The sequence below is a fragment of the Pseudomonas sp. PS1(2021) genome (genome assembly GCF_020405165.1).
GTDB lineage: Bacteria > Pseudomonadota > Gammaproteobacteria > Pseudomonadales > Pseudomonadaceae > Pseudomonas > Pseudomonas aeruginosa.
The window spans coordinates 4,506,905-4,530,149 of the sequence record NZ_CP084484.1 but is presented as its reverse complement, the minus strand read 5'-3'; the positions used below and the strand labels follow the sequence as shown (position 1 = coordinate 4,530,149).

Below are 23,245 nucleotides of genomic sequence, written 5' to 3'. Positions count from 1 at the left end.
GCAGCCTACTTGCGTTTATCCGACCTGTCAACTATAATTCTAGAAACATCGAATTATTGGGGCGTGCTATGGATCACGAAAAGGTTGCAGCCAGCTTAGCTGAGCTAGGAATAGTCACCGACTGTCCGTGTTCCGCTTTCTGGTCAAAGCTGGCCATGATGGGGCTTCGGTCGGAGATATCCAGAAGGGGCTGGGTATTCCTGCTTCGACGCTATCACATCACCTTGCGCGCATGGCCAAGGTAGGGCTGATCCGGCAGGAGAAACATAGCCGCACGATTGTCTGTATACCCGAGTATGGGCACCTAGAGAATTTGATCGGTTTCTTACAAGAGGAATGTTGTGCAGGTGTCCGGATTGCGCATGAACCAGAACCGCTTTGACGCTTGCCCAGCTCTCGCTGTCCTCCCTAGTCAGCATCGCTATGAAGACTCAGGCGAAGGTGGAAACAGAAAATTGGCAGTAGAGTAGGCTGAAGAGGATCAATCAGATAATCCGCTGAGAAAGATTTTCTTCTTTACATCTTTGGCATTTTATCAACCAGAAATTCCGGATACCCCAGTTTCGTAAGCGAAAGCGGAGAAACACCTTGCCCGTCAGGGAAAAGTATTCCCCGCATGGGTCGGTATTGGGAGGTAAATCAGAGGGAGAGGGCTTCCATCAACCTGTGGGTTGATTGATCGCGCTACCGGAAGCTGGTGCGATCTTGGGTTCGATCTACACGGAAATCCGTGTCGTAGTCTTTCAGATCATGACTACTGGGGGAGGTTTGCCGACAACGTCAGCAGCTCACGTGGTAAAGGATGGGCAGGGGAAAAATGAATGTCAATACCCATGAAATGAAAAAAGCGCCCAGGGTTGGGCGCTTTCATGGTCAATGATGACGGGGAAGAATCCGATGTTTTTGGCACCAGGTCTTGACTTGAGGCCAACTGAACCAGAGGGCTATGCCGGAGCAGATAACCACCAGGCTGGTCATGATGATCATGCCGAACTCGGTCTGGGACATTTCACTCCTCCTCCTCGGTGAGAGCGATACCTATGAGCCAGATTACCATACCCATGACGAAAGCATATGCCGTCAGCAAGCGGTGCTCGCTGAGGAAGATGCCCACCAGGCTCGCGGCAACGGCAGTGGTACCGATTTTTCGGAGATCATCTGCGAATGCAGAACGTTTCGATTTCATGGTTTTCCTCGAAAAATGCCGGAAAACCACCCTGCGGGATGGTTCCCGGCAGGGTTGGGTGGTAGCAGTGGCTATTAGCGGCCGAGAGCAGCTACTTGTTCATCCGTCATGGTGGACAAGTAGTCCTGCCAGCGTTGGTGGTATTGCTCCTGAGTACGCCGATGGAGTTCCCAAGAGACTGCGCTACCAGGAGGTGCTGGCAAAAGAGCAATCTCATGATCGTTCAGGGACTCTAACTGGAGAGGGGGCCTCCCCATTTCGCTTTCGGAGTTGGGTGCAATCAAATGGTCGAGGAACCCATCTTGAGCTCCTTCCTGACTGGCGTTTCAGCTTTGGCGGTCGCCTTGGCCGGCTTGGGTTGGCGTGCGCGCTTGGGCTTTTGCACCTCGCGCGTATTGGCTAGATACCAGTCATTCAGGTTGACCTTCTTTAGCCGGACGATGGCTGGGATGTCGCTGATGTGTTCTAGCTCGCCAGCGGTCGGGCCGGCCAGGAAGGCAGGATCGATGCGCTGGACGCTCAACGCAACCGGCGCTTGTGCTTGCACTACGACCGGAGGGCGACTGAGCGCTCGGCGGAACTCACGCACAACACTGCCGAGGGCAAAGCCGATTTCGAAGCTGGTGGATTGCTTGGACATGGTGTTTCTCCTGCAGGTTGAGGGTGCGGAGAAAACACTGGCCCTGGCGGGGAAGTGGATTCCCCGCTGGGTTGCGGAAGGGAGCTTCTATCGACCGAGGCCGACCGACCGCGCTACCAGAAGCTATGCGGTCTTGGGTTGGATCAACACGGTGGGCTGTGCTGCAGCCTTTCGGATCCGAGCTGCATGGGGCATGTTGCTGACAACGTCAGCAGGACATGGGAGGAGGTTGTACGCGTTGAGCGCGGAGGTCAAGGAGAATAAGCGACAGCCCCTATAAAGGGGCTGTCGGGCGGGAGCCAGGCGAAATCAGTGAGCGGTGAACAGCTCAGCCAGGCTCTGGGCGGTGAGGATGGCGTCGGCCCAGGCTTCGAGCTGGGCCTGGGTGGCGGCTTCCAGCCGGGCGCGATCGGCAGCCGACAGCGGGCCAAAGCGGCGCTCCGCCAATCGGGTCAATAGTGCCGCCTGACCTTCCTGGCGTCCTTGCTGAAGACCTTGCTGAAGACCTTCGCGCTTCCAGGTTTCGGACCATTGTCCGGTGTGTTCGGTGAGCATGATGTAGATGTCCTCCAAGGTTTCGGTCGACGGTAGCTGGTTGGCTTGCCGGTTGAGTTTTTCGGCGACGGTATGCCGGATCCAGACGTTGAAGGCACGCCTTACACTATCACATTCGGGGGCGTGCAACAGCTTTTGCAGGGTCTTGACGGCTTCGATCGCGTGTTGAGGGTGGGCGCTGTTTTCCAGGTGCAGGACTTGGGCTACCAGGTTGTCGTCCTTGGGCAAGGTTGTGACATCCAGGTGTCGTTCGTCGAGCAGGAAGTAGCGCAGTTTGGGTTTATAGGCGGCCAGGGGCGAGTCCGCGGGGATCTCGAACAGGTCGGCGGTGTCGAGTGGGCCGCTCCATCGGGCGCTACCGTTGTAGAGGACGATAGGGAAGACCGGTGGTAGAGGCTGTCCAGGCAAGACGACCCTCTGTCGGGCGAGGTCCTGGTAAAGCAGACCTATGTAGGTCATCAGGCGAATGGCCATCCAGTAGTCGTCGGTGCTCTGGAACTCGAGCAACAGGTAGAGGTAGATCCAGTGGTCATTGTCGAGGCGAACGCGCCATAGCAGGTCGTTGTGGCGGTCGCGCAGGTCGTCGGAGACGAATTGGCCGCTGACTTTCTCCAGGGATTTGAAGTCCAGGCGCTGGACCCACTGTTCGGGGACAAAGCCGCGGAGCAGGTCGCGGACCAGGTCAGGGTGGGAGAATAGGAGTTTGTAGGCGCTGTCATATTGGGCCATTGAATTTCTCTTGGTGGATGATGAGGGCGTCCCAATGGGGCGAGCGTAGTGAGATTGTGCCGAGCGGCGTCAGAAAGGGTCGAGCATGGTGAATCTCCTGTGTTGCGGGCACGATGGAGAACACCGACTCCTTGATGGGAGGGTGTTCCCATCAAGAGGGGGGAGGAGGCGCTCCAGCAGAAGCTGCTGTATCCGCGCTGCCGAGCGCTGTGCGGACTTGGGGGTGGATCGACACGCTGGATTGTGCTGCAGCATTTCGGATCCGAGCTGCATGGGGGCATGTCGCTGACAACGTCAGCAGATCACGCGTTCATCATCGAAGCGGGGGGGCGAAAGTGTCAAGGTCAAGCAGGAGGGGGAGCGGATGCAGCGGGCGGAGAGCGAGGGCGGAAGAGCGCGGCTGGTAGAAACCCTGTCAAAGGTTTCCCCAGCCGTGTCTGGAAGGGGAGTCAAGTGAGCCACCTGTGGTTGAATCGTCGATCCCTGGGCATTGATCGTCTCGATCCCATCACCCGGCCATTATCGTGGCTTGGCCAGCAAACAGTAGGCACGCATCCGCGTACAAAGGGAGCCCTGCGTATCACCGGCGGGCCACCGGCAGGGAGAAGGATCCCGATGGGTAGCCTGATAGTCCTAGAGCAGGAGCATCAGGCTACCCATGGAGAGGGGAAAAGGAGGGGCCGTAACACCAGTACGACCCTTAAATCGAGGAAACACCGAACCTCTTGAGAACCCTATGTGCCTTTAAACTCGCTCGACACGAGTTGACGGCTGCATGACAAGCAAAAGAACAGGGAGACACAGGGAGAATTCTCAACCAGATCCGCACGCCCCACCCGGTGTTGTAGCGTGCTTACGGTTTGGCGATGAGGCGAACCTGCATCACCAGGGCGCTACTGATGACCGTCAGTAGCCAGCGGGGTGAAATCAAAGTTGATGGCATTATGTGTTCAGAAGGCCGGTTTATCAAGCTGCGCCGGGGTTTACTGGCCTGTGGGGGTTAGTTGACCGCGACCACCGCGCCCTCGGGGATGGGTGCAGGGAGCACAATGGCAGTGGCTCCGAGGCGGCGCGTGACTAACTGGCCGTTGCGCCTGACGCCAACCAGGTCGGATTCCGTACCGGCATCCACGGCTGCCGCCAGCCCTGCCGGCGGCGAGGCGATGAAGGCGTAGCTGGTGTCGGCGGCGATGTAGCCCTGAAGCCGCGCTGGCTTGCGGAACCAGGCCGGTAAACCAAGAGCGGAGTCCGCCGGCGAACCGCTGAAACCGGGGTTGGCGTGTGCGTACTCCGCCAGCCTGGAGCGGTAGAGCAGCAAGCTCCTGGCCAGGGTATCGACCTCGGCCAGTTCGGCGCTCGAGGTCGCGTGGTCGCTTTGTACACTCAGCCAGGTTCCGGTGAGCAGGGTGAGCAATAGGGCAATCCAGAGCAGCGGCATGATATCTGGAGGACTCCCTAGTTGAGGTAGGTGGCCGTCACACGCATGCCGGCGGAGTTGCCGAATCCTGCGAGCACAACGGTGCTGTAAAGGCAGAACCGGTGTCCGGCTTTCACCATGGCGGAGATCGAGGCGTCTTCAACTACGTCAGCGTTTCGCCCAGCGGTGGAGCGCGCTTGACCGACGATCACGCCATCGACTTCCAGGCGCAGAACGCCGGGGCCGGAGCCATTGATCAGCGCGTCCCTGGAGACCGCTTGGCAGTGGGTGCGGGGTCGGTTATCGGCGGGATACTGTGCCAGCACCACAGGGGTGGCGATATTCACGCCACTGGGCCGTTTCCACAGCCCATCGGTGCAGAATAGGGGGCCGCTGTTGTCTCTGCCTACCAGGCCATTGGGGAGCATCCTGCATTTTCTGCCGCCAAACCATTGATCTGAAGGTACTCGCCGACGGTCGTTCTGCCTTCGGAGGTGAGCTTTCCTCCTCTGAGCTCACCGCCGGTATAGACGCTCTTGTTCATCCACGACCTGACCCAGGCGCTGTCGCTCATGTACCAGCCACCGTCCCATTTCTCGTTGTACCAGCCCGAGTTGCCGCGGGTCCTGAACCAGCCACCCGTGTAAGTCTCGCCAGAGATATCGGCGGTTCCTGCCTTCACTGTGCCAGTGGCAGTCATGTTGCGTGCGCTGATGTCCGCGCTGGTGGTGATGTTGCCGCTGGCCGTGATCGCTCCGGCAGCGGCGATATTGTTGCCGCCCATGTTCAACGCCGTGTTCATCCGGTTGAGCTCGGGATGGCCGGGGACGGAATTGCGGTAGAGGTATTCGTTGGCAATGGCACCGTCCTGGAAAAACAGCGCCGTCGCCAGGTGTCCAGCGCCGGGATCGCTGCCGAAATTGCTTAACGCCACCTGCCAGGCGGCGCCCTGAGCAATGCCGGTATTGGCTTTCGAGATGTACCCTCCCTGAGCGCCCATGAGCTGGGCGATCCGCCGGATCGACATCTCCGGGGCTGCCTGCCCCCCAGTGGTGACGATCAGTGTTTCGAGTTGGTTCGCGGCGGGCTTGCGAGCCCGCACCTGGTACTGCTGGCCGAAGATGTTGGTGTCGCTGAAGCCTGCGGGCAGGTAGCGGGTGTTGCGCAGCATCGGGACGGTGATCACCGCCGGGGCCGTGGCGCCGGCGCTGGCCAGAACCGTGCTGAAGTTGTCCTTCAGGTATTTCTCCGCTGCCTTGGCCACCTGTTGTTGCTGCTGGGCCGCGTGCTGTTCATTCAGGCCGTCCAGGTAGCTCATCAAGACTGAGATGCCACCGGTAGTCGCGATTGCGATCACGACCAGGGCGATCATCAATTCGATCGAGATAAAGCCGCGGTTGAGCTTGGTGTTATTCATAGGTTGGCTCCCACAGGCTTCTGCGAGCCTGGCGATTCACGTCGTCCTCAAGCAGGTGAATCTGCTGCCGGCGAATCTTGTCTCGCATGGCGACGGAATCCACACTGGTGAAGAGCAACGGTTCCGCGTGCAGCCGTCGAGCGGCGCCATCACTTACCAGTTCCTGGCAGATCACCGCCTGAATGCCCTCGGCGACCACATCGTAAGCATTGGATGCGAGCGGTTTGGCCAGGGTGATCAGCCGTTCGATGGCTTGGGGGCAGTTTTTCGCGTGGATGGTCGAGATGACCAGGTTGCCGTTCAGCGAAGCTTTGCAAGCCTGATAAGCGGTGTCTTCGTCGCGGATTTCGCCAATCAGCACCAGGTCGGCTCCGGTACGCAGCGTGCGCAACAGGGCTTCGCTGTAGCCTCCCGAGCGTCGCGAGGTCCTGACCTGGATACAGCGGCCGAGTCCATGCTGGCCGCTGAGATTGGTTTCCTGCGGATCTTCGACGGTGAAGCCCACCCCGCCCAGGGTTTGCAGTCGGGCGAGGATCAGAGAGGCGGCAGAGGAGGTTTTTCCGGTCGCCATATCGCCACAGAACAGGACCAGGCCCTGCAACTGCGGATCCATCAGGGCGGAGACCACTTCGCTCGGATAGCCGATGTCTTCGAAGCTTCTGACTTGGGCCGTCGACCGGCGCAGCACGAAGACACTCCCGCCGTTGAAAGCATCTTCCAGTTGGGTAACGCGCAGTAGCACGCCGTCGACGACGATGGCGAACTCAGGATCCTGCAGCTCCTCCAGCGTTTGCCTGCAGAGCTGGAGCAGTTCCTGGGCGTGCGACTCCCACTCGCGAGGCACCTCGACTCGGCGCGCGCCGACGCCGGCCAGGCCCTTCACGTCGGCGAAGCCTTCACCGAGGTAAAGGTCGACGAACTGAGCCTGAATGATCGGGTTCACACTCACGAACTGTAGGTCCAGGTAATGCTGTTGCTATCGCTGCTGCAGGCCTGGGTCGCAGCCGCAGTGGTGACCTCACCAGTGATAGCGGTGCCGCTGTTGATCTTGGTCTGCTCGAAGGTGTTCTTCGCGATTTTGGTGCCCAGGGTGATACAGGCATCCTTGGGCAGCTTGCTGGTGGTGATCGAGAAGCCCATGCCGGTGGACGAGACAGTGACCGATCCGCCGTAGACGTTGTAGACGACGCCGGAGGAGACACTCATGTTCTTCGGCACGCCGTTGATTGCGATCAGGCTCGGGATCAGGTTGGTACCGCTGGAGCCGTAGCCCGAAGAGGTCTTCAGGGCACGTGCGTTGGCCGCAATGACGCTGATGTTGCGCTGTTCCTCGTTGGCGTTGGACGAACTGAACATCCCAGCCGCTGCGGCCAGGCCCAGGCCGACCCCGATGGCGATGATGATCAGCACGATGATCATCTCGATGGAAACGAAACCGCCCTGCGTCGGACGGGAGGTGCGTTGCGTAGTGCTCATGGAGCGCTCCTTGGTGAGGTTTCAGTGGTTCATGGATTGGATGAGCTGCTGTGCCTGGTAGGCGCCGAGCAGGACCAGGATCATCAGCGCGCCGATGAAGATCAGGGCGAAGTTCTTCACCAGCCCGGCGGCCAGCTCGATCTGCTTGAGGCTGGTCTCCTGCCAGCGGCGGCTGAACTTGACCAGAGCTTCGGAGAAGCCTCCCCGGTTGGCGAGGATGCACAGGTACTGGATGGCCTGTCGGTCGGGGAAATCGTGACCGGCGCTGCGAAGGGCGACTCCCAGGTTCTGGCCCAGGCCCACGCCGTAGCGGGCAGCTTCCAAGCGCTGCTTCAGCCAGGGCGGGGAGATCTTGATCATGCTGGCCAGGCTGTCGTAGGGGCGTATGCCGGCGTTGAGCATGACGGCCATGTTCAGCAGGAAGGTGGTGCCCTGGAGCATGCGGTAGATGGACCAGGGCGGCAGCATCCGGTCCAGCCAGACCCGGCCTTTCCAGCGGTAGGTCGGTAACGTGACGATGACCACCACCGTGAGGGTGATGACGGCGACCAGAACGTAGATACCAGGTCCTGTGACGAAGCTGGCAATGGCGTTGAGCGTGGCGAGCGGGCCGGTCCACGTGACTGGATCGGAGAGCCTGGCCAGGCTGGGGACCATGCGATAGGCCACGATGCACAGCAGGAACACCATCATGGCGGACAGCGCCGAGGGATAGAGCAGCGCCTGCCAGATGGTGGCGCGGATCCTGGCCTGGGCCTCGACCAGGGAGACGGCATCGCCCATGGCCTGAACCAGGTTGCCGCTCATCTCGCCGGCCTCGATCAGCGCTCGCTCCTGGGCGGGCAGATAGAGCGCCATGGCGGTGGCCAGACGCTTGCCGTTGGACAGCCCCATCAGCGCTTCGCGACTGGCGATGGCCACCGGATGAAACGGATGCTGTCCCTCATGAGCGAAGATCTTGTGCACCTCTGCCACAGCGTCCTTCAACGGGACCCCGTTTTCGAGCAGGGTGGACATGCTTTCGTAGAACTGCAGGCGTTCCTTGCGGCCGAACTGCTTGCTGTAGAAGGCGAACTGCAACTGCTCCCAGAAGCCCCCCATCAGCACGCCTCCTGCGAGTAGAAGCTGTCGTCGAGCAGATGCTCATCGAAGTCGAGTGGCCCAATGAAATCCTCGACCATCTGCGGGTCGAACATACCCTCGTTGATGCGGCGGATGGCGTGGGCGTGCTTGGTGATGCCCTGCATGGTCTTGACCCAGTAGTTGCGTGCCTCGGCTGGGCCGCCTTTGGCGAACACACGCATGAAGGCGAGGGTGGGCAGCACCACCTCGGCGACGATCGAGCGGCCGTTGACCCCGGAGCCACGGCAGGCCTGGCAGCCAGGCCCCTTGACGTACACCTGGGAAACATCGGTCAAGCGCTGGACCCGTTCGACCAGGTCGAGCGCGAGCTGGTCTTGGTGGTCTTGGAAGCGCACTTTGCAGTGGGGGCAGAGCTTAGGCAGCAGGCTCTGGTTGATCAGGCCGGTCAGCAGGGCCGGATCGAACAGCAAGCCGGGGTCGACGCCCAGGTCCTTCAGGCGCTGGACAATGCCGATCGCGCTATTGGTGTGCAGGGTCGACCACAGGCCGTGCCCGGTCATCGCGCCACGGAAGGCGGCGACAGCGGCGAAGAGGTCGCGCACTTCGCCGATCATCATGTAGTCCGGATCCAGGCGCATGCCGTTGGCGATGCCTGCGGCCCAGGCCTGGCGTTCTGCGTCTGGGTCAGTGGCGTCATAGACCAGTGGGGTCTGGTTGATGCCTTCGCCGCGAATGCGGTATTCCGGTGGATCCTCGATGGTCAGGATATGCTTGGATCCGCCATGCAGCTTATCGAGTCCTTCCATGGTGACCTTCAAGGTCATCGACTTCCCTGACCCGGTGGGGCCGGACAGGATGTTGATGCCGTAAGGCATGCGCATCATGCGATCGAACAGCGCGTTCTGCTCGGGCAGGTAGCCGAGCTGCTCCAGGCTGTCGAGGCCGGTATCGTCGTAGAGCAGCCGCAGGATCATCAGGAACCCACCGGCGCGCGGGCGGGTCGCGATCCGGGCGCCGAACAGGTTCAGCTTCTCGACGAAGGCCTGGCTCATCCGCGCGTCCTGGTCCAATTGCGGCTTGAAAAGCGGCTCGGCCACGTCGCACATGGACTGGTAGATGGTTGCGCAAAGTTCGTGCAGTTCCTGGCTGCGGTACTGCTCGACGGTCTTCAGCAGGCCGTCGACGCGGAAACGGATCTTGCTGCCGGTGCCGGCGGGACTCACGACGAAATGCACGTCACTGGCGCGCAGCTCTGTGGCCTTACGAATGATCTTGACCACGCGCTCCTGCATCTGGGTGGCGCGCTGGCCATCGCTATCGACCAGGCCGTCCATGGCGACGGCGCGGTAGAGCTGGTGAATGGTCTGCAGGTCGGTGAGGTTGAGCTGGTATCGGAAGCCACGGCGATCGAGACGGTCGATGAACGACAGAACGTGAATGTCGTTCTGGTGGCTCTCCGATAGATAGAGCGTGCCGTCGGCGGCCAGGGCCATGATCTCTTGCAGGTGCTTCGAGACCTCCCACTCGCCACCGTCGGCGGTGAGCAGTTGGGTCACCATGGAGGGCTGTACAAGCGCGGCAATTTGAAGGTTCGTCATGGCGGTACCTACTGGATGAACGGCTGCGGTACCGCCCCGGGCAGCGCCGGCGGAACGGAGGCGCCTTGGGCCGAGGAGGCGGCTTGGGTCGGGGCAACGCTGGAGAAGCCCACGGGCACGCGGTTGCCGTCCTTGTCGGTGAGTACGACCTGGTCCAGGAAATCGACTCGACGCGGTAGTTGCCCGGCAGCTCCGCGCCGCTGGCGGCGTCCACCTCGTACCCGCCCGGGAACAAGAATGTGGCAGTCATCTTGCCGCCGGCGCCGTAGATGGTCCGCACCACTGGCGGAACCGGCTGCGTGATCGTCGGCGCCGCCGCCGGCACCGGCATGGCGAACGTCTGCCCCTGGGCGCTGACGACCTGGCCGGTTTCGCCTTTGCCCTCCAGTTGCCGCTGCGCCGTGGCCAGACGCACCTTGGCCTCGGTGAGGATGGCCTGGGCCTGGATCTCCGCCAGTTCGCCAACGGTGCCGGCGCAGGCCTGGCCGGACGCGAGGAGGAAGAGCACGGCCACGGCCATGCCGATCGGCTCAGTTCGCATAGATTTCTCCTGTGACAGTCCAGTCCAACTGGCTGTCCTTGAGCGTGGTTTCGAGGTTGGTGATGCGGACCCCGGCGGCGGGCAGCCCCTGGAAGGTCAGGTCTGCCGGGAGCCTGGTCTGGGCGCTGAAGGTGAATTTCTTCCAGGAGGGCAACACCACTTGCTGCTCCGTCGCCGCTTCCGCGCCAGGAAGGGGCGGAGTTGTCTCCTGGCTGATCGACAGCTTGGGCTCGACACCCTGACGGTACAGATGGCTGGTGAGCGCCTGCAGCGCGTCGTCGGCTGGCTGCAGCGGCTCATCGCTACCGATGGCGACTTTCAGGTCGACCTTCAGGGCCGCGGTGTTGCCGTTGTCGATGACGAAGGCGGGGCGGTCAGCGAACAGGTGCTGGCTGGCCGCTGTCAGGTCGGCTGCCGTGCTGTTGCCGGTACGGTGGTAGGTGGCGACCAGGACCCTGCCGTCGCACTTGCTGGATTCGAAGAGCCAGCCCTGGATCGACAGCGACAGTACCCCCGTTGCCTTGCTACAGGCGCGTAGCATGTCCTCGAGGTCAGGCATGAGCGTCCAAGGCTTCTGCAATGAAGCCAGGTCCAGCGGCTGCTTGGCCTGGGCGTTCTTCTCGGCCAGCTCGGCGAGGCGCCTCTGCTCCTCGAGGAGCGCGGCTTGTCTGGCGAGCTCTTGCTGGTGGGCATTCCATAGGTAGTAGGCGGTTAGCGACCCGCCTACCAAGCAACCGAGCAGGGCCACTGCCGTCCACTCTCTGGCGGACAAGCCGAAGGTGAGTTGCCGGAGGCGGTAGTCGCGCCGCAGGCGCTTCGGCGCGAGCAGTTCCTCGATGTCGAAGTCCTTGACGGGGAAATCGAATCCTTCGGGAACGAAGACCTGTGCGTTTCGAAGCACGCCGCGCGTAGAGAGCTTCCTGATCCGGTCCCTGGCTTCGTCGAAGGTAGTGACCAGGTCCTGGCCGGGGACGATCGCACCATCGAGCGTGGCGACCAGTGCGTAGCGGTCCTCGTCGACCTTCCAGCAGGCCAGGAAGTCGCCTTCGAACTGGCCTGAAAGCGCCGAGGCCAGGGAGTACATGCCCTTGACTGCGCCTTGCGACTTCGAAACGAAGCCGGCCTGGATCACTGTCGGCGAATGGCGGATGGCAACGATGTCCAGATGCTCTTCCTTGCCCAGCTTGCGCGCTTCCTTCATGTACTGCCGCTGGCTGGATAGCGGCCGCCAGAACAGGCCGCTGACGAACTTGTTGCCGTGGTAGCTCAGGATCGAGACGTCTGGTCCACGGCTACCGATGTCAGGCTTCTCCATGGTTCAGCCCAGCACGACGGGGGTGATCAGCACCACGATGACCTCGCGTTTGGTATTGCGGGTCAGCCCGCCGCCAAGGCCGAAGAATCCGGCGTCGCCGGTGCCGACCTTGTTGGTATCCTCGGTGGTCTGGTCGAAGCCGGAGAGCACCAGGTCTCGCCGCTGCGCAGGCGTACCTTCTGGTCGAACAGTTGTATGTCGTAGCTCGGGAACTGGGCTTTGGAGTCCCCGCTGGTCTGCATTTCGAACGTCGGTCTGGAGGTCATGTTGATGTTGATCTTCAGCAGCATCTCGCCGCTTTCCATCACGAACGGCAGCAGGCTCATGTTGTAGCCGCTGGTCACGGCGCCCGGGATCAGCGAGGTGGTACTGCCGACCTGGGCGACGTTGGAGATCTGGCTGGAGGCCAGGTAGCTGTCGTAGCGGCCGATCTGGATCGGCGCCGACTGGAGGTTGAGCGTGGTCACGGACGGGGAGCGGACGGTCGAGACGCGACCCTGCTGGGCCAGCGCCTGGACCATGGCCTTGGATCCTGCCCAGGCACTGTTGGCGGTATCCAGGATGCTCACGGAGCCGGAGATCGCGCTTTGATCGATGCCTGGCATGGTGTTCTTCAGGCCGATGCCCCACTTGTTGTTGAGCGACTTGTAGACCAGGTTCCAGTCGATCCCCAGTTGATCCTTGTCGGTCAGGGCGACCGAGAGCACGTTGACGTTCAGCAGCACCTGCTTGGTGATGCTCTCGTTCTCCCGGTTGACCAACTGCTGGACGCGGTTGAGGACCTCTGGTCGGTCGGTGACGGTCAGGGTGCCCGTGGCACGCGACAGCGACATGCGTCCCATGCTCGGCGTCAGCATCGAGTTGATGCTGTTCTCTATGTCGCTGAGGATCGAGGTCTTCAGCTCGGAGCTGGTGGTCTGCTTGCTGCCGGAGTCGCCGCTGATGCCGGAGCTGCCATTCTGTCCAGTGGATCCGGAGCCATCCCCGCTGATGCCGGCGGCCGTCGTCATACCGGAACGCACGGTGGAGTCCACCGTGTTGACGTCGTCGAAGGCGTAGATGCGGAAGGTCCGAGTGTCCAGGTAGTAGAACTCGACCCGTTTCTCGGTTGGGTTGTAGCGCCAGGACACGCCGGCGCGGGCGGCGATGAGATCGAGGAACCCGCTGACCTTGCCGTTCCATTTGATGTTGTACAGAGACCGCGGGCCGTAGGACCCGAAGCTCGACCCGATGCTGCCGCCGGCACCTAGGGACATGCCGTTGGCGACGGAGGCAGGAAACAGCATGGTGGCCATGTCCTGGCCGCCTTGGATGGGCGGCGGGGCGTTGCTCGCGCGCTGCTGAGGTTGCAGGGCAAAAGCGGCCGGGTTCAGCGCGTCGGGCGTGATACTGACCGCCAGGTGGCATTGGTTGATGACTTCCTGGGCGGCCTCCTGCAGCGACGCTGCGCCTGCAGGGCGCCACGTCACGATGCAGTCACTGGACAAAGTGTGCGAAACGCTCAGGGGTTTCGTGCTGACCCAGGGTTTGTCGGAGAACACCACCGTATCGCGGCGATCCGGTCGGGTGTTGCGCATCTGTGCTGCGATCGTCGACGCGGAATCTGCCGTAGCTTCGACACGATCCGCCGACTCGTTCACCCGTGTGACCGAACAACTGGCCAGCGCGGGGATCAGGAGGCAAGGCAAGAGGTTCTTCAGGGGGGCACGCATCAGTTCTTGCGCTCCTTGATGATGATCAGGGACTGCGGCCGGCTGGCGTTCACCAGGAAGGGCCGTTCGGCAGCGTCATACAGCGGGAACAGCTCGGATACCGCGTCCTCGAAGGAGCCGTGGAAGCTCAGGGGAGCTTCGATCGGATAGTTGAGATCCTGCGGCTCCCAGCGGACCGTCCAGCGTGCGCGCTTGGCCCAGGCTTCCAAGGTGTCGCGCAGGGTTGATCCCGTCTCGGCTGACCAGGACTGTGCCAACTGCCGGCTCGGCTCCGCCGGCGTGAGCACCTTGACCGGAGGGGCGGAAGCCACGGCCGGAGTGGGCGGCATGGACTTCACGGCGGAAGCCAAGGGCTTGATCGGTGCCAAAGCCGCGGGAGGAGAAGAGGGGTGGCCATCCTTGGCCGGTGCTGCTGGGGGGAACACAGTGGTGGATTCAGGCTTCTTGGTCGGAGCGGGGCTGGTTGTGATCGGCGCCGGCGTTGGCACCGAGGCGACCACGACGGGCGACTCCAGCGTGCTGACTTTCTCCGTGGAGGAGGGTTGCGCTACCGCCGCTGGAGTTGGGGCAGCGGGCTTCGCATACAGTTGCTGGACTGGTTTCGGCCTCGGCGCCGGGGGAAGTTGATAGCCCGGGCGAAGCACGAAGCAGACCTGCCGCGCCACTTCGTCGACCTTAACCTGCCAGGCTGGACCGGAGAGGACCTGGAGGGTGTTGCGCAGGGTCATGGGGCCGAGCTTGTACTGAGCCGCCGGCAGCGGCCGGGTGTAGAGGATGTTCACATGACCGGCCTCTGCCGGGCACAGCGAGTAACCCGAGCGGCTCATCACGTACTGCATGGCATCCTTGACACTCGGGTTCATGCTCGACGGGATGGTCACGTCGATGATCTGTGCCATCAGGTCGCGCTGGCCAGCGTCCGGCTGGGTGCTGACCAGGGTGTAGCGCCCGTAGCGCACGACGGGCTCCTTCTCCGGTTGTACGCCATTCGGGTACAGGTCCGGTGAGAGCAGGTCTGGATTGCGGCTGCTGTCGAAGGCGGGCCTGGCCGGCTCAGCCTTGTGGGTCGTGCAGCTGGCGAGCAGCAGGCACAGCGTGAGAGTGGTCAACTGCCTGGTCATTGAGGCCCCCTTTGATGATGGGGCACACAGTGGCAGGCCATCCGCCATGCTTCAGCAGGAAATACTCGGCTGGAACCTGGTGTATTTTTTAACTCGCTCGAATGTGGTGCTGTGGTCAGTGATACGCCGGAAGGTTAGGAGGCGTTTCGATGGCTGTGAGGCATACTACATGATGTCATCGCGGCTTCATTGCCCCGACTCGAAGTGAGGAACTAATGAACGTATTTGCGCTTATCACTAATCCCGAAGAACCTATCGATCTGACCGAAGACAACTACTACAGACGAACTAATAGAAAGGAGCCGTACATCCAGACGGTTAACGGTGAGCTGAGGTCATATGCAATCTGCCCGTCATGCCAAAACCCAACTGTCATGGTTAACAGAACAGCAACGGAAACCCGTAGTGGTAGTTTCTATGCGAGGCATCATAAGGGTAATGTTCGTGGTATTGCTAACTATAATGAGAGAAGGTATTTAACGTGTCGTCTCGCTAATGCGGCAAGAATGGATCAAAAGGTAAGACGTCCTTCGTCTCGGAAAGAAGAAAGTGATGAGGTTAAGGTGGCTTTGGTAGAGGCGTTTGATCTAGTGGTTTCGTTTATCGAGTCAGATACTGGAGTCAGGTTCGTAGATCGGGTTTTAGAGGAGATGCTTGAAGATTTCGGCAAGAACAAGGGCTATGAATATTCGGCGATCAATTTGTACAACCTGCCCTATGCGTTTGCTTATATGACAGAGTCCAAGGATATTTATGGGTGTTCTGTAAGCAATGAGGTTGCAGAGGAAATAAACAAATTATCCGAAGGTTTTTGGGCTAGGTCTTACTTTGGCTTGCATTACATAAATAGGAAGGAGGGTAGCCGCTCCAAGATACGGCTACTGTTCTTCGGTCATACGGAGTCGATGAAGAATGGTGGGAGAGAGTCTATCGTCATGCGGGTCGTGGAGATACCTCCAGGTGCAGAGGTTGACACTGCCAGAGTGCTTTATGAGAAATCGATCATCCTCGACAGTGCCAAGTTCTACAACTACTACATGAAGCGCAAACGGCGCGTGGAAATGGCACGGTCAAAGCTGCGTTAACAATGTCTCTCTGATTTTTGAGTCCATCACTGACTCTATCTCATCGTAGGTGAAGGGATATCGTGCAATTTCATCCTCGACGAGTTCTACGTATAGTGCTGGAACCGTAGGTTCACGGTGAAGGTAATATAAGGCGATTGCTGTCGCCATTTCGCAAAATCTATCTGGTTCTGACAGCGCCTCCTTAATATTCGCTAGCAGCTCTGGAGAGGCGGCTTGTGCGAGCTCGTAGAGCGCCTCGATCTTCAGCAGCGCTTGCAGAACCATATTTTTTCTGTAATCGATAGTCGGTGAGGGCTGCTCGAATCTCATTTTGGGGCGTCTCCTGCTGAACAGTCGTGTCGTTGTGAACGAGCTTGCTTCTTGCTCGGTCGTGTTGCAGCGGGAAATACTCGGTTGGTGGGTATATCCTTTTATCCTGCGACACTTAGCCCTCGGCAAGGCTCGCCGCCAGCAGCGCGCGGTTCCCATCGACCTGCTCGGGCTCAATGAGGTCCTGGGCAACCTGGCGTTTCGCGTTGAGCAGTTGCCACAGCTGCTCGTCGATCGTGCCCTCGACCAGTGGGATCTTCACCACGACCATGCGGAGCTGGCCGTTGCGGTACGCGCGGTCTTCAGCTTGTTCCTGCTGACCGGGAGTCCAGGGCAGGCCGAGGAAAAACACGTAGTTCGCCGCAGTGAGGTTGTTGCCCGTCCCGGCGGCCGCCGTGGTGCAGATGAACACCCGGCAGTCGGGATCCTGCTGGAAGCGATCGATCGCCTTCTGCCGCTTGGTGAGCGAGTCATTGCCCACCAGCGTGACGCAGCCGAGCCCGGCCTGCTCGCAGAGTTCCTTCAGCGCAGCCACGGTCGGCTTGAACTCGCAGAACAGGATCACCTTGTCCTCGGCGTCGAGCTCGCTCAACAGGTCCATCGCCACGCGCACCTTCACCGTTTCCAGGTAACGCCGCAGCGCGCCGAGTCGCGCGAAGACCGGTCGGTCCTCGAGGCGCAGCACGTCGTATTGCTGGCGTTCCTCGGTGGAGAGGGCCACCTTCAGCAACTGCCGCTGCTTTCCCTTGAGGCTGGGCAGCACATCTTTGCGCCTGCGCAGCATCCAGTCACCCAGCTCCGCCCGCAGACTCTGGCGGAACTCCGGGTTGCCGGCGAAACGGTCGCAGAACTCTTTCAGCGGCAGTTGGCCGATGGGGTGGCCTGAGAGGCGCAGCAGGGTGTGCAGCTCGGTCTCGCGGTTGAGCACCGGCGTGCCGGTAAGCAGGTAGCGGTTCGGCACTTGGGCGGCAATGTCGAAACCGTGCCGCGTGCATTGCGCCGTCGGTTCCTTCATCCGCTGCGCCTCGTCGATGACCATCACGGCGAAGCGCGAAGCGTTGGCGACGAAGGGGCTCAACTGCTCGTAGTTGACGAGGATCCACTGCGCCTCTGGGGTGTCCTGCTGGATGGCCACGGTGGCCGAGGGATAGACCTCCTGGATCTCCCGCTGCCAATTGATCAGCAGGGTGGCCAGGGTGATGACCAGAATTGGTCTGCCCGCCGCGCGGATCGAAGCGGCAATGACCGCCTGGCGGGTCTTGCCCAGTCCCATGTCGTCGGCCAGTAAGGCGCTGGTCCTCTGCAGCAGATGAGCGATGCCGTCAGGCTGGTGGGCCAGTAGTGAGTAGCCCTGGAGCGCCGCCTCGATATCAGCCGAGCTGTACTCGGTGCGCTCGATCTCCGGCACCGCGGCGAGGTAGATGTCAGAGGCTGACTCGTCCTCCTGGGATGGCGTTGCCGGTTCCTGCTGTGGACCGCCGATGCTCATGCTGGGCAGCTCGGTCGACGGCGCGAAGCTGCCGTCGCTGAGCAGCTCCTGGACAGTATCCAGAATCTCGAATTGTTCCTCGGCGAGGCCAAGCTCCAGAATCAGGTTGCTTCGGAGCAGCTCGGGAGTGGTGTCGATGCGCCAGGAACTCGATGGGCGCAGGAATACCCCGCGCATCCGCCGAGCCACCGCCACCACACCAGGATGGAACTCGCCTGACAGTAGGACGCCTCCCTCGGCCAGGGGCGCGATGCGCAGCAGCATCCCCCAGGTGAAGGCCTGTCGGTCAAGCAAGGCCTGCGCGGATTCGACCAAGGAGCTGAACTCCCGCCAGGACTGGGAGTGAAGGCCTCCAGCAAGCTCGGCGAGACGGTTGTACAGAGTGTCCAGTTCAGGCAGCAGCTTGCCTTTGGGGACCCGCCAGTAGCGGTGCAACGGATGCTCCCGGGCGCTGATGAAGAAGCCGGACAGCTCTAGCAGCGCGCGGTTGCTGCCTGCGATGTAGGGGATCTTCAAGCCGAAGTCGTAGCCGTCGAAGATCGCCCGCTGCAGAAGCGTCGAAGGTGTCGCGGAGGTACGATTGACCAGGCGTGGACGGTTCATCGGTCTTCCAACTGAGTGAGCAGCCACTTCGCCGTGGCTTCGGCGAGGCCCGCCTTCCAGCGACCATTGGCGAAGCGCGTCATGTGGACGGTCATGTCGGGCCAGTTCAGGTTCGTCGCTATGGCTCCAGAGCGAATTCGTTCCATGAACCAGCGGTATGCCTGGCCGGCAGGCGAGTCGGTCGGCACGGGGGCATTATCGAATTCGCGCAGTTGCACCGTGGAAAGGTGTTTGGGACTCCAGGGCCTACCTATAGGCTCGCCATGCTCACGCCTGAGCTCCAATTCGGCAGAGGCCAGCGGACGACCAGCCTCACGGACTGAGAGCAGTCGACAGTCTCCTCGGTAGGCGGCCTGGTCGTAGCTATCGATGCAATGTGCCAGAGCGATATGTTCGGCATAGAGGTCGGCGGGGCAGCGGAGCTCGACGATCTGCAGGCCATTAGGGCAATCGACAAGACCGACAGGCAGCATTCCCTCCCAGGTGGTGTACTCGTCGGTGTCGACCAGATCGGGCAGGCTGCTCTGCACTGCAGCACGCAGCTCCCTCTGGACCTGGTGGTAGTCGTCCACCAGGTTGCCAGCCTGTCGGTAGGTACAATGACCCAGATACGCTTTCAGGGCGCTGCGCGCCTGCCGAACAACCTGTGAGTTCCCCTGGTCGAGGGCGGAATAGAATTCCTTGATGTCGCTCAGCCGTGCAGTGATTGCAAGCCATGCCGGATCCTGCCAATCCGACGGGCAGCCGTTGAAGAGACGGTTATAGTCGGGCTTGGCGTTGTGAATTTGCCAGGGGATCGCATTGTAGGCGGCATAGAATGCTGTCCATTGAGCGCGAGTGATCGGCCGCCGATTACCTAGCGATGCAGCCAGTAGGAGAGCATGCCATCCCGAATATCGGCCTTCCCGTTTGCGATGGAAGAGAGCGCCTCCCGCACGGCCGGGACTTACGTGACTAAGAAATCGAATCGAGGCCCGTGGCGCCTGAAATAGCCAGGCGAAAAAGTTGATGACCGAGATCCCTTCGTCCGCGACCTGCCCAAGAATACGGCCCATATCGAGGTAAAAACCGCATGGCATGGCTGAGGCCTGCGGTCGTTCACTATCAATCAGGGAAAAGGGGCAAGGAAGGTAATGGTGGATGCTCTCGCCGTTGTCATTGGTCGTCGTGTGAGGCCAGACTCCCTCCTCGCAATCCACCAGTAGCGGCGTCAAGACCGGCTGAGCCTTCAGCATTTGCAGCCGGCGCACCTGGTTGCCTTGAGCCAGCCAGTTGTAGAGCTGGGGCGAGAGGCACCGAACCGAGCGGATGGCGAACAGCAGGTCTTGGTCCAGGACCTGTCTGAAGGTTCGCAAGACCGCTCCGATCTGCTTCAAGTAGAACTGGTGCCTTGGCGCGTAGTAGCGCTTGTTGCTGTGGCTCGGATACACGAGGCGATGTGGAAGTCCGAGGTCGTCCCTGGCCATCTGTGTGGCTAGGTCGTGCGCTCGCTTGGTGTATGAGCTGAGTACAGCAACTGCGTCGTCGAACTTCTCAAGGCGCTGTAGCAGCTTCAACGCCCCTGCTGGGGACGGCGTGCTTGCCGGGATACGATGGGTAGGCTTGCACTCCCACGCACCGATCAGTTGACCGTCGAACACCTGGAGTAGTGGCCCTGCACGCATGATGGTGTAACGCACACCGTTGTCTGCAGCGACGGTGATGCACCAGCACCTGGTCGTAGAGGTGCTGCGCAGGTAGTGACGGATGAACTTGGTTCGAGCTGTCCCAGCGAGGGAGAAATGCGTTGCCCAGGTGTTGGCAACGGCGAGCTGCCGCTCGCTGTAGCGGGCAAGGAATGGATCCTGTAGCGGCCCGCTAGGGGAGGCGTTGTCGAGAGGTGCCACGCGCATGCTCCTGTGTAAGCGAGCAGCACTGTGGCTGGTCGGTGTGCTACGGATCGATGGGAAATGTTCAGGCCACGCGGCCTGTATTTCTTTGGATTACGAGGCCAGGAACACCAGGTGGACGCTGAGAGTCACTGCAAAGAGAATTAAAACGGTGAAGCTGAACATCATGACCTTCATGGCCACTGACCTCAAAAGGAGCCCCCGACAGGCCTGTGTGCGGGAACAGGGTGTCGGGGGCGGGGAACACGCCGGGGATATACAGCGTGTATGGCTGAGCGTAGCTGGCCCGAATAGCGATGCAAGTCTGACTGCGAACTCAGCCTGAAATGAGACATTTCAGCCTTGCCTTCCAGCCTCGCGGTTGCTCTTCAGATGGTTTTCCCCGCATGAGGTCGATGAGTTGCTCCCTCGCCTGTGCTTCATTCAGGGATCTTTCCTCCTGGGTCTTGAGGTTCAACCAGTTCAATGTGGTCTGGTAGGTATCCATCTTCCAGCCAGCAGTATCTTCCCGGCCCAACTGCACACGCTCCGGATGGATTTGCACAGGTAGCCCTTGTAGCAGGAGTTGTTGCCGGAGTTGCCCGTACAGGCGGTAGAAGCTGTCGTTGACCTGGTAGTGGTTGAGCGTCACGTCGTGGAGCTGGCTCTTCTGCTGCTCGGCCAGGAAGAATCGAGCAATACAGGTGCGGTGGTTGCCGTCGGAGCCGACGTAGAAATTCAAGCCATCGAGTGTGTTGTAGTGGATCGCGGGCCTGCGCTCCGTTGGCTGCAGGTAGTAGCTCGGGTTGTCCAACAAGGCCTGCAGGTTTCGCTGCATTCGCTTGCCGCCAGTGAGGAAGTCGAGCCAGGACCTTCCCCGGTAGTCTTTGCGGTCGGTACCCACGACGCGGAACACATTGATCGATCCCGTCTCGGTCCAGTAGTGGCTTTGAAGGAAGGCGTGCTTTTCCTGGGGGTAGGCTTCCTCCCACGACAGCAGGACCTCTGATGCCCATGCTGGCGGTTGCTCGACTTGCCTGCGCACGAAATCGAAGTTGAGGTTTCTATCAGTGCGGGTCTGCGTCGTCATACATCACCTATAGCCCGCGCGGGTTGTCAAGATCAGGCTGGCCGTTCTTGTCAGGGTAGCTGACCTTGCAGCCGGTTGTGCGGTAACCGCTGCAGCCCCAGAAGTCGAAGCCGCCCTTGCCGGCTTTCTTGCGGTGGGCCAGGGGCAGACCGCACTTGCCGCAAAGGAAGTCGCTGGTCGGCGCCGAGGAGATACTGGCGGTGGAGCTTGCGCGTGGTTCGTCCTGTGCGCTGGGGAGCGAGCGGAGTGTCTGCAGTTCTGTCTGTAGTAGCTGGTAGAACTGCTGGACCACGTTCATGTAGGTGTCCTCGCTGTTGGCGATCCGGTCCAAGGCGACCTCGAGGTTGCGGGTGAAGTCGAGGCTGAGGAAGCTGAAGTTGTGCTCCAGGAGCGCGATGGTGGCCTCTCCCAGCTCGCCGGGGATCAGGCTTCGCCCCTTCATCTGCACCTGGCCCTTGTCGATGATGTTCTTCACGATAGAGGCGTAGGATGATGGCCGACCAATCCCGTGGCGCTTCATCTCACCCACCAGACTGGCGTCGGTGAATCGCTTGGGAGGGGTGGTTTTCTTCTCCAGGACCTCGCCGCTGTAGACCTTGAGTATCTGGCCAGGCTCCAGCGCCGGGATGGGATTTGAAGGCGTTTCGTTCTTCTGCTCCTCTGCGTCATCGCCCTGCAGCAGTTTTCGCCAGCCAGGCACGCTCAACAGCTTCCCTTTGGCGCCGAAGCGCAGCGGCTTTTTGTCGGGGCCGACGCCCAGGAGGGTGATGGTTCTCACTGCGTACACGGCAGCTTCGATCTGGCTGGCAAGCGCACGAACTCGAATGAGCTGGTACAGGGCCTGCTCATCAGCAGTTTCACCGGCGGTAGCGGCCGTCCAATCGGTGGGGGTGATGGCGGGGTGGCCCTCTTGGGCGTCCTGGTCAGCCTTGAACATCCGCTGTTGCTCAACACACTTCAGCCCCAATGCCTTGGCGACAGCACGGATATCCGGCATGGAGTCCTTCGAAATATTCGGGTTGTCCGTCCGGTGGTAGGTGATGAGCCCCTGTTCATACAGCCGCTGGGCGATCTTCATCGTCTTGTCGGGTGACCACTTCAGCGCATTCCCGGCGGCCATCTGGAGCGAGGAGGAGATGAAAGGTGGCGGAGGCGTATCGGTTTCTTCGCCATCGATGCAAGTCTCGACGATGACATTGCGTATAGCCCCCACCAGTTCTGCGAGTTGACGATCCTGGACATACGGGAACTCCTTGCTGGCAAACGTGGGCACTGGATCCCACTCCGCCTTCCAGGTGCGGCCGTCGCTGGGCGAAACGAAGGCCAGTTCCACCCCGAAGTGCTTGATTGCTGTGAAGGCGCGAATCTCCCGCTCTCGCAGGACCACCAGGTACACCGCGACGGACTGCACGCGCCCGGCGGTGGTTGGCCTGCCCATCACGCGCCGCAGCTCTGGCGTGACCAGATACCCCACCAGGCGATCGATGACGCGACGGCATTCCTGCGAGGCGACCTTCGGGAGGTCCAGACGGCGCGGCGAGCTGAGCTCGGCGCTGATGCACGACTTGGTGATTTCCTTGAAGGCAACGCGCTTGTAGTTCTTGATCCCGGCAGCCTGGAGGATGTGCCAGCCGATGCTTTCGCCTTCGCGATCCGGGTCGGATGCGACGTAGATTTCCACGGCTTTCTGCCGCAGCTCCTTCAGCCGTGCTACGGTTTTTTCCTTGCCCGAGAGGATCTGGTAGTGCGGTTTGAAATCCTGGCCCACGCCGACGGTGAGCATCTGCGGATCCTGCCCGTGAACGGGTAGGTCTCTGATGTGGCCGGCTGTCGCCTCGACCTGCCAGGTCACGTCGGGACGAATCGAGGGGAGAAGGGACCTCAGCTTTTTCAGCTTGCCCGGGGCTTCAATGATTACGATGTGCATCGGCGGAATCTCTCGGAACAGTCGGTCGAACTGTCGCGATCAGAGAGCGGGCCAACAATGCGAAATGGACGGTGCGCTGTT

General features: G+C 60.9%; 18 protein-coding genes and 4 pseudogenes. 2 read left to right on the top strand and 20 right to left on the bottom strand.

The window, feature by feature from the left end; genetic code table 11:
- Nucleotides 1-68: 68 nt before the first annotated feature.
- Nucleotides 69-382: pseudogene (locus tag LE197_RS21705) on the top strand (ArsR/SmtB family transcription factor).
- A 491-nt stretch (nucleotides 383-873) separates the two neighbouring features.
- Here the strand turns inward: LE197_RS21705 and LE197_RS36940 are convergent.
- The 15 genes and pseudogenes from LE197_RS36940 to LE197_RS21635 form a co-directional block, all read right to left on the bottom strand.
- Nucleotides 874-1,008: a hypothetical protein gene (locus LE197_RS36940; RefSeq protein WP_003099783.1), complete on the bottom strand. Its 135-nt coding sequence runs from the start codon at nucleotides 1,006-1,008 to the stop codon at nucleotides 874-876.
- Nucleotide 1,009: 1 nt separating this feature from the next.
- Nucleotides 1,010-1,186, bottom strand: coding sequence for a hypothetical protein (locus LE197_RS21700; protein ID WP_003149538.1), 177 nt, complete (start codon nucleotides 1,184-1,186; stop codon nucleotides 1,010-1,012).
- Between the two features lie 280 nt (nucleotides 1,187-1,466).
- Nucleotides 1,467-1,826, bottom strand: coding sequence for a hypothetical protein (locus tag LE197_RS21695; RefSeq protein WP_226033702.1), 360 nt, complete (start codon nucleotides 1,824-1,826; stop codon nucleotides 1,467-1,469).
- 309 nt (nucleotides 1,827-2,135) lie between these two features.
- The gene (locus LE197_RS21690) at nucleotides 2,136-3,110 is read right to left on the bottom strand and encodes an Rpn family recombination-promoting nuclease/putative transposase (RefSeq protein ID WP_003149531.1); all 975 of its coding nucleotides are present in this window, start codon (nucleotides 3,108-3,110) and stop codon (nucleotides 2,136-2,138) included.
- Between the two features lie 1,000 nt (nucleotides 3,111-4,110).
- Nucleotides 4,111-4,548, bottom strand: a complete 438-nt coding sequence (gene pilM / locus LE197_RS21685; RefSeq protein ID WP_023093677.1) for a type IV pilus biogenesis protein PilM — start codon at nucleotides 4,546-4,548, stop codon at nucleotides 4,111-4,113.
- Nucleotides 4,549-4,565: 17 nt separating this feature from the next.
- Nucleotides 4,566-4,874, bottom strand: coding sequence for a hypothetical protein (locus LE197_RS21680; RefSeq protein WP_134303573.1), 309 nt, complete (start codon nucleotides 4,872-4,874; stop codon nucleotides 4,566-4,568).
- A gap of 9 nt (nucleotides 4,875-4,883) precedes the next feature.
- Nucleotides 4,884-5,944: pseudogene (pilV, locus tag LE197_RS21675) on the bottom strand (shufflon system plasmid conjugative transfer pilus tip adhesin PilV); the annotation flags it as partial.
- Nucleotides 5,937-6,893, bottom strand: a complete 957-nt coding sequence (locus LE197_RS21670) for an ATPase, T2SS/T4P/T4SS family (protein WP_023911863.1) — start codon at nucleotides 6,891-6,893, stop codon at nucleotides 5,937-5,939. The gene LE197_RS21670 and the pseudogene pilV, both read right to left, overlap by 8 nt.
- On the bottom strand, nucleotides 6,890-7,420 hold the full coding sequence (locus LE197_RS21665) for a type 4 pilus major pilin (RefSeq protein ID WP_003120996.1): 531 nt from the start codon (nucleotides 7,418-7,420) through the stop codon (nucleotides 6,890-6,892). Before LE197_RS21665 ends, LE197_RS21670 begins: the two co-directional genes overlap by 4 nt.
- A 21-nt stretch (nucleotides 7,421-7,441) precedes the next feature.
- On the bottom strand, nucleotides 7,442-8,521 hold the full coding sequence (locus LE197_RS21660; protein ID WP_003123335.1) for a type II secretion system F family protein: 1,080 nt from the start codon (nucleotides 8,519-8,521) through the stop codon (nucleotides 7,442-7,444).
- Entirely contained in the window at nucleotides 8,521-10,101 is a 1,581-nt protein-coding gene (locus tag LE197_RS21655; protein WP_003099761.1) for a GspE/PulE family protein, read from the bottom strand. Before LE197_RS21655 ends, LE197_RS21660 begins: the two co-directional genes overlap by 1 nt.
- A 217-nt stretch (nucleotides 10,102-10,318) precedes the next feature.
- Nucleotides 10,319-10,621 (bottom strand): annotated as a pseudogene (gene pilP / locus LE197_RS21650) (type IV pilus biogenesis protein PilP); the annotation flags it as partial.
- A gap of 10 nt (nucleotides 10,622-10,631) precedes the next feature.
- Nucleotides 10,632-11,957: a type 4b pilus protein PilO2 gene (gene pilO2, locus LE197_RS21645; protein ID WP_003099758.1), complete on the bottom strand. Its 1,326-nt coding sequence runs from the start codon at nucleotides 11,955-11,957 to the stop codon at nucleotides 10,632-10,634.
- Between the two features lie 3 nt (nucleotides 11,958-11,960).
- A pseudogene (locus LE197_RS21640) lies at nucleotides 11,961-13,669 on the bottom strand (PilN family type IVB pilus formation outer membrane protein).
- A complete protein-coding gene (locus LE197_RS21635; RefSeq protein ID WP_003448658.1) occupies nucleotides 13,669-14,790 on the bottom strand; it encodes a TcpQ domain-containing protein in 1,122 nt (373 codons plus the stop codon). The pseudogene LE197_RS21640 and the gene LE197_RS21635 overlap by 1 nt, the downstream one beginning before the upstream one ends.
- Before the next feature lie 215 nt (nucleotides 14,791-15,005).
- Between LE197_RS21635 and LE197_RS21630 the strand changes: the two genes are divergently transcribed.
- A complete protein-coding gene (locus tag LE197_RS21630) occupies nucleotides 15,006-15,875 on the top strand; it encodes a hypothetical protein (protein WP_023110985.1) in 870 nt (289 codons plus the stop codon).
- Here LE197_RS21630 and LE197_RS21625 read toward each other — a convergent pair.
- From LE197_RS21625 to topA, 5 genes are all read right to left on the bottom strand, one after another.
- A complete protein-coding gene (locus LE197_RS21625; RefSeq protein WP_023110984.1) occupies nucleotides 15,861-16,187 on the bottom strand; it encodes a hypothetical protein in 327 nt (108 codons plus the stop codon). The two genes, LE197_RS21630 and LE197_RS21625, sit on opposite strands and share 15 nt — an antisense overlap.
- 115 nt (nucleotides 16,188-16,302) lie before the next feature.
- Nucleotides 16,303-18,279: a DEAD/DEAH box helicase gene (locus LE197_RS21620; RefSeq protein WP_023113616.1), complete on the bottom strand. Its 1,977-nt coding sequence runs from the start codon at nucleotides 18,277-18,279 to the stop codon at nucleotides 16,303-16,305.
- On the bottom strand, nucleotides 18,276-20,165 hold the full coding sequence (locus LE197_RS21615; protein WP_044061709.1) for a hypothetical protein: 1,890 nt from the start codon (nucleotides 20,163-20,165) through the stop codon (nucleotides 18,276-18,278). Before LE197_RS21615 ends, LE197_RS21620 begins: the two co-directional genes overlap by 4 nt.
- Nucleotides 20,166-20,484: 319 nt before the next feature.
- Complete coding sequence (locus LE197_RS21610) at nucleotides 20,485-21,237, bottom strand: hypothetical protein (RefSeq protein ID WP_003149513.1); 753 nt, start codon at nucleotides 21,235-21,237, stop codon at nucleotides 20,485-20,487.
- Between the two features lie 7 nt (nucleotides 21,238-21,244).
- Nucleotides 21,245-23,164, bottom strand: a complete 1,920-nt coding sequence (gene topA / locus LE197_RS21605; RefSeq protein ID WP_034026384.1) for a type I DNA topoisomerase — start codon at nucleotides 23,162-23,164, stop codon at nucleotides 21,245-21,247.
- Between the last annotated feature and the right edge of the window lie 81 nt (nucleotides 23,165-23,245).